The following is a 6,103-nucleotide window of genomic DNA, read 5'->3' on the forward strand; positions in this document are numbered from 1 at the left end:
GGGGGGGGGGGGGGGGGGGGGGGGGGGGGGTTCGGCCTTTCGAACAAGCGCCGCGTACCCCCTCCCAGCCTCCCCCGAGCGGGGGAGGGGCACGTTGCTTCTTTGGGAGAGCTTGGCGCCATGGCAGCCGCACTGATCCATCCCAACTGGGACAAGCCGCCGCTCGGGATCACCGACGGTTTCAGTCTCGAGATGACCGCGAAGGACGAAGCCTCCTTGCGCGAGGCCGCGCCGCTGATCCCGGTCGATACGCCGATTGCCGTCACCTTCCTGCCGGGTGAGGATGTTGCCGCGCGGGTCAAGGCGACAGTCGCTGTGCGCGAGCTGGGGTTCGAGCCGATGCCGCACTTCTCGGCGCGGCGGATCACCTCGGAGGATGATTTCGAGGGCTATCTCAAGGCCGTGGTCGAGCAGGCGGGGGTGCAGCGCGCCTTCATCGTGGCGGGCGATCCGCCGGAGCCGGTCGGGCCCTATTTCGATACCTCGGCACTGATCGCCACCGGCGCGTTCGAGCGCAGCGGGATCAAGGCCATCGGCATCGGCGGGCACCCGGATGGCCACCCCAACATGACCGAGCAGGAATGCTGGGACGTGCTGGTCAAGAAGGTCGCCGAGATCGAGGCGCGCGGGATGGCGCCCTTGATTGTGACACAGTTCGGCTTCGATCCGGACGCGTTCCTGGCGTGGCTCCTCAAGCTGCGGGCGCTTGGCATCGATGCGCCCGTGCGGATTGGTGTGCCGGGGCCGGCAGGGATCAAACGACTGCTCGCCTTCGCTGCGCGCTGCGGCGTGGGTGCCTCTACTGCCGTTCTGCGCAAGTACGGGATTTCGGTGACGAACCTCCTCGGCAGCGCCGGGCCGGACAAGCTGGTCGATGCATTTGCTGCAGGGCTGGGCCCGCAGCATGGGCGCGTGCGGCTGCACTTCTATCCGTTCGGCGGCATGGTGAAGACGCTGGAATGGATCAAAGGCTACAACACAAAGCACGGGATCGCAGCATGACCGACTATGTCCTCGTTCACGGCGCCTGGGGCGGCAGCTGGGGCTACGACCGCCTGGCGGGCGAGTTGCAAGCGGCCGGGCACCGCGTCGTACTGGCGCAGCTCACCGGGCTTGGGACGCGCAAGGGCGAGTTTCACCCCGGCATCACCTTGACCACGCATATCGACGATGTGTGCAATCAGATCGCGTCGGCCGCTACGCAGGGGGGCTTCGACACCTTCGTGCTTGTCGGCCATTCCTATGGCGGGATGATCGTGACAGGCGTTGCGACGCGGCTTGGCGCGCGGATCAAGGCACTGGTCTATCTCGATGCGTTCCTGCCGCAGGATGGCCAATCACTGTGGGACCTGACCGGCGAGTGGGAACACGACCATTATATCGGCAGCCAGAAGTTCACGCCCGGCGCGGTGGCGCCTTTGCCCGGTGTGGTGCATCCCTTGCTCTCGCCGCAGCCGCTGCTCACCCTGCTGGAGGCGGTGAAGTTCACCGGCGAGGAAGCCAAGGTCGGCCGCCGCATCTACGTTTTCGCGAACGCCTGGGAGCCGACGCCGTTCCGCAAGTTCGTGGCGCGCGTCAGCACCGAGAAGGGTTGGGAATACCACGAGGCCAAGGCCGGCCATGATGTGATGGGCGATCAGCCGGAGCAGACGCTGGCGATCCTGCTGGGCTGCGCCTGAGGTCACGGGTCAAACCACCACCTGATGAACCCGTCGGCCCGTGCTTGACACGGGCCATGGCTTCTCTTTCTTGCGCCGCGCCAGAAGAACAGCCTGGCCCCGTGTCAAGCACGGGGTGACGGGCGGAGGTGGATGGCTAGAACTTCGCTTCCCGCGACTTGCGGCGGGCTTCCGCAAAGGCATCGCGGCGGAACTTCTCGAAAGCGACGCGCTGGTCGTGGCCAGGGTCCTTTGGATAGTCCTGATATTCGGCGATGATCTCGTCGAAGATCTCGCGCAGCTCTTCTTTGTGGTCGGGATGGCTGAAGATGTGGAGGCGGTTCGCCTTCATCGCCTCGATCACCCGCGCGCCGATGACATCGGGCTCCATGCCGAATTCGTGGATACCGGCGAGACGCTCGACGGCCTCGGCATTGACCGGCTTCATCGCGCCTTTCAGCTCGTCCGGGCGGATGTCGTCGCTCGCATAGATGTAGCTTTTGACGAGGCCCGGGCAGAGCACCGAGACGCCGATTTCATACTGCAGCAGCGAGTAGTGCAGCGATTCCGAAAGGCCGCGCACGGCGAACTTGGTGGTGTTGTAGATACCCGGCGTACCGGCGGCGAGGAACGCCGCCATCGATGCGGTGTTGACCACGTGGCCGCCCTTCTGTTCGCCCGCCTTCACCCGCGCGACCATGCGGGGGACGAAGGTCATCACGCCGTTGATCACGCCATGGAGATTGACGCCCATCAGCCAGTCCCAGTCGTCGTAGGAGCTTTCCTCGATGGGCTGGAACAGGTTGACCCCGGCGTTGTTGCACAGGATCGAGACGGGGCCGAACTTGGCTTCCACCTCGTCCGCGGCAGCCTTGAACCCGTCGCGGCTGGCAACGTCGAGCTGCACGCCCATGACCTCGCGGTTGTCGAGGCTGGCGAGGGCCTTGTCGATGGAGTCCTGCCGGATATCGGCTATGGCGACCTTGCAGCCCTCATTGAGCAGCTGGCGGACTAGCCCGATGCCGACGCCATTGGCGCCGCCGGTGACAAAGGCGGTGCGGCCTGCGAAGTCTTTCATGCGGCGTCTCCCATGCGCGCCGCCTTGAGCGCGTCCTGCCGCGCGATCTCGGCGGTGATCGCCGGGTTGCGGAACAGCATCGCGAAAGTCTGCTTGTAGTCGGGGTTTTCGGGGAGGTGCGTCTGCACCGCCGCCGTGGTCGCCTCGCCGCGTTCGCGCACACCGTCGAGGAATTCGCTGTGGGTGAGGATGTAGAGTTCGTCGTTCAGGATGCCCTGGAGCACGCGCTCGCCGACCTCTTCCTTGGTCTGGTAGAGGTGCATGAAGTTGCCGCCCGAGGCGCGGCGCTTGTCCGCCTCGGCATAGCCGGTGTCCGCAAGGTCGGCAGGCCGGGTCTTGCCGGCTTCGGCGATGTTCGATTGCACCGCGCCGGGGCAGAACGCCGAGCAGATCACCCCGCGTGCTTCGAGTTCGGGGCGCATGCATTCCATCATCGAAGTGACCGCCGCCTTGCCGCACGAATAGATCGTGGTGCCGCCGACGGGCACGAGCGCCGACATCGAGGCGGTGTTGACGATGTGCCCGCCCTCGCCATGCGCCAGGATGCGCGGGAGGATCGTGACGATCCCGTTGATCGTGCCGCCGACGTTGACGCCCATCACCCAGTCCCAATCGGCGAAAGTCGCCAGCTCGGTCGGGCCGACGACGGCAACCCCGGCGTTGTTGCAGAGGAGGTGGATCTTGCCGAAGCGGGCCTCCGCCGCATCGGCAGCGGCGGCGAACGCCTTGCGGTCGGTGACGTCGAGCTTGAGGGGGAGAACCTTGTCACCACCCGCCAGTTCAGCCTCGGCAGCGGCGAGATGGTCGTCGCGGATATCGGCGATCGCCACGTTCATCCCCGCGCCGAGCAGCGCCCTGGCAATGCCGAGGCCGATGCCGCTGGCACCGCCGGTGATGAACGCGGTCTTGCCGGGGAGGTTCTGCATGATCGCTCTCCTGCGGTGGAGCCTTTTGCGATTCCACCATTTGTTAGATTGGCATTTGTATTCACCACGTCGAGATTGTATGCAAGACTAACAATTGTTCGAGACGAAAAAGGCCCGGCGAATCCAACGCTGGGGCCGCCGGACGAGAGGAGAGATGATGGCGGGTCCCACTCTGATGGCGGAGCCGGGCGAGGCTTTGACGGTCGAAACCGGCGCGCCGGCGACGCGCGAATGGCCTGCCGCCGGATCGGCCTACTGGGCGCTGCTGGTGATCGTGCTGGCGACCTTCATCACCTTCTTCGATGCGGTGACGTTCGGCATGCTGGCCGAGCGGATCAAGCACGATTTCGGCCTCACCGATTCGCAGCTGGGTTTCCTTGCCGGGCCGGCGAGCATAGTCTGCTACCTCTTCGTCGGCATTCCGCTGGCGCGCCTCGCCGACATCTACCCGCGCAAATATGTGCTGGCGGGCGGCGCGGCGGCGGTGGGGCTGGTGATCTCGCTGGGGGGCCTTGCGCAGACGTTTACGCAGTTCGTGGGCAGCCGGGTGTTTCTGGCAGCGGGCGGCTCGGCCCACGCGCCATCCTCCTACTCGCTGCTTGCCGATGCCTTTCCGCCGAAGAAGCTGACGCGCGCCTTTGCGCTGCTGCAGTTCGGTTTCATCGGCGGGACGGTGCTGGGGCCGCTGATCGGCGGCAAGCTGGTGGTGATGTCTGCGACATGGGCGCCCACGGTCATCGGGCCGCTGACGATCCGCGGCTGGCAGTGGATCCTTATCGTGATGGGGCTGCCGGCGGTGCTGATCGGGCTCTTGTTCCTCACGGTTAAGGAGCCGTCGCGCATGGCCCCTGCCGTTGATGCGCCCAAGGTTCCAGCGGATGCCGGGTTCGGGCGGCGGGTGCTGACCTTCATGGGCCTCGATGCGCTGAAGGCGATCAATGCCAAGCCGCGCGTCTACTATCCGCTGTTCGGCGCGCTGGCGCTTAGCGCGGTGGAGGTTTTTGGCCTGCAGTTCTGGCGCGTGCCGTTCATGGTCCGCACCTTCGGCTGGGACGAGGCGCAGATCGGTGCGGCACTGAGCGTGACGGTGCTGATCGGTTCGCTGTCGGGCCTTCTGCTGGGCAGCGTCATGGTCGAATGGCTGGCGAAGCGGCACAAGGATGCCAATGTCCGCGCCGCAGCGATCTGCGCCTGCGGGGTGATGGTCTCCACCATTGCCGCGATCCTGATGCCGACGCCGTGGGCTTCGCTGATCCTGTTCGGCATTTCCGGCATGTTCGGCATGGCAGGCGCGGTGCCGCAAAACGCCGCCGTCCAGCGCGTCGCCCCCAACGAGATGCGCGGACAGGTGACGGCGTTCTACCTGTTCATGTTCACCTTCTTCGGCGCGATGGGCAGCTTTGTCGTCGGGCGCGTGCAGGACGTTGTCGTAGGTGACCCCGCGCAGCTGTGGAAGGCGCTGCTGATCACTGCCGGCACGCTGCTGCCGCTCGCCACGTTTCTGATGATCCGGGCGATCAAGCCTTACCGCGAGGAAGTGGAGCGGCTTGAGGCTGAAGGACGTTGACAGCGCGGCCCCTCGTCGTGATTGTTAGGTATACGAACTAAATGGGGAGAGTCCGATGTCCGAAGACCGTATCGCCGCGCTGGAAGGCAAGCTGGCCGAACTGGAGCGCCGCCTGACGGTGCGCGAGGACGAGCTCGATATCCGCAAGCTGCAGCACCTCTATGGCTATCTGATCGACAAGTGCCTCTACCTCGAGACGGCGGACCTCTTCACCGACGACGGCGAAGTGCGCTTCTTCGGCGGCATCTGGAAGGGCAAGGAAGGCGTCAAGCGGCTCTATTGCGAGCGGTTCCAGAAGCGCTTCACCTATGGCAACAACGGCCCGATCGACGGCTTCCTGCTCGATCACCCGCAGCTGCAGGACATCATCCATATCCAGCCCGACGGCGTCACCGCGCTCGCCCGCGCGCGCTCGATGATGCAGGCCGGGCGCCACAAGGACTACGAAGGCGATGCCCCGCACCTCAAGGCGCGCCAGTGGTGGGAAGGCGGCATTTACGAGAACACCTACAAGAAGGTGGACGGGGTGTGGCGCATCCACATCCTCAACTACATGCCGCAGTGGCACGCCGATTTCGAACATGGCTGGGCCAACACGCCGCATGAATATGTGCCGTTCCCCAAGGTGACCTATCCCACCGATCCGACCGGCCCCGACGCGCTGATCGAGGACCACTGGCTCTGGCCGACGCACAAGCTGGTGCCCTTCCACATGCCGCACCCGGTGACGGGCGAGGAAATCGTGGCGCAGCGCTGGCAGGGTGATATCGACCGGGAAACGGCGCGGGGCTAGAAATCAAAGGCAATACATCCCCGTTCGTGTCGAGCGAAGTCGAGACACCACAGGCAGCGCATGGTGTCTCGACTTCGCTCG

At 65.4% G+C, this 6,103-nt stretch carries 6 protein-coding genes; 4 read left to right on the forward strand and 2 right to left on the reverse strand.

Features of this window, described 5'->3' with window-relative positions:
• Positions 1-120: 120 nt before the first annotated feature.
• Together IP83_RS12570 and IP83_RS12575 are read left to right on the forward strand one after the other, a co-directional pair.
• A complete protein-coding gene (locus IP83_RS12570; RefSeq protein ID WP_054122573.1) occupies positions 121-1,002 on the forward strand; it encodes a methylenetetrahydrofolate reductase in 882 nt (293 codons plus the stop codon).
• On the forward strand, positions 999-1,679 hold the full coding sequence (locus tag IP83_RS12575) for an alpha/beta fold hydrolase (protein ID WP_054122574.1): 681 nt from the start codon (positions 999-1,001) through the stop codon (positions 1,677-1,679). Before IP83_RS12570 ends, IP83_RS12575 begins: the two co-directional genes overlap by 4 nt.
• A 136-nt stretch (positions 1,680-1,815) precedes the next feature.
• On the opposite strand, the gene IP83_RS12580 is transcribed toward IP83_RS12575, so the two are convergent.
• Both IP83_RS12580 and IP83_RS12585 read right to left on the reverse strand, forming a co-directional pair.
• On the reverse strand, positions 1,816-2,736 hold the full coding sequence (locus IP83_RS12580) for an SDR family NAD(P)-dependent oxidoreductase (RefSeq protein WP_054122575.1): 921 nt from the start codon (positions 2,734-2,736) through the stop codon (positions 1,816-1,818).
• Entirely contained in the window at positions 2,733-3,662 is a 930-nt protein-coding gene (locus IP83_RS12585; protein ID WP_054122576.1) for an SDR family NAD(P)-dependent oxidoreductase, read from the reverse strand. Before IP83_RS12585 ends, IP83_RS12580 begins: the two co-directional genes overlap by 4 nt.
• A gap of 157 nt (positions 3,663-3,819) precedes the next feature.
• On the opposite strand from IP83_RS12585, the gene IP83_RS12590 reads away from it, so the two are divergent.
• Together IP83_RS12590 and IP83_RS12595 are read left to right on the forward strand one after the other, a co-directional pair.
• Positions 3,820-5,229: an MFS transporter gene (locus IP83_RS12590; RefSeq protein WP_231625033.1), complete on the forward strand. Its 1,410-nt coding sequence runs from the start codon at positions 3,820-3,822 to the stop codon at positions 5,227-5,229.
• Between the two features lie 55 nt (positions 5,230-5,284).
• Positions 5,285-6,022: a nuclear transport factor 2 family protein gene (locus IP83_RS12595; RefSeq protein ID WP_054122577.1), complete on the forward strand. Its 738-nt coding sequence runs from the start codon at positions 5,285-5,287 to the stop codon at positions 6,020-6,022.
• The last annotated feature ends 81 nt before the right edge of the window (positions 6,023-6,103 follow it).

The sequence above is a fragment of the Novosphingobium sp. AAP93 genome (genome assembly GCF_001296055.1).
Lineage (GTDB): Bacteria > Pseudomonadota > Alphaproteobacteria > Sphingomonadales > Sphingomonadaceae > Novosphingobium.

Coding starts and splice junctions, on each gene's coding strand:
- IP83_RS12570 (WP_054122573.1), top strand. CDS start 121: ATGGCAGCCGCACTGATCCATCCCAACTGGGACAAGCCGCCGCTCGGG.
- IP83_RS12575 (WP_054122574.1), top strand. CDS start 999: ATGACCGACTATGTCCTCGTTCACGGCGCCTGGGGCGGCAGCTGGGGC.
- IP83_RS12580 (WP_054122575.1), bottom strand. CDS start 2,736: ATGAAAGACTTCGCAGGCCGCACCGCCTTTGTCACCGGCGGCGCCAAT.
- IP83_RS12585 (WP_054122576.1), bottom strand. CDS start 3,662: ATGCAGAACCTCCCCGGCAAGACCGCGTTCATCACCGGCGGTGCCAGC.
- IP83_RS12590 (WP_231625033.1), top strand. CDS start 3,820: ATGGCGGGTCCCACTCTGATGGCGGAGCCGGGCGAGGCTTTGACGGTC.
- IP83_RS12595 (WP_054122577.1), top strand. CDS start 5,285: ATGTCCGAAGACCGTATCGCCGCGCTGGAAGGCAAGCTGGCCGAACTG.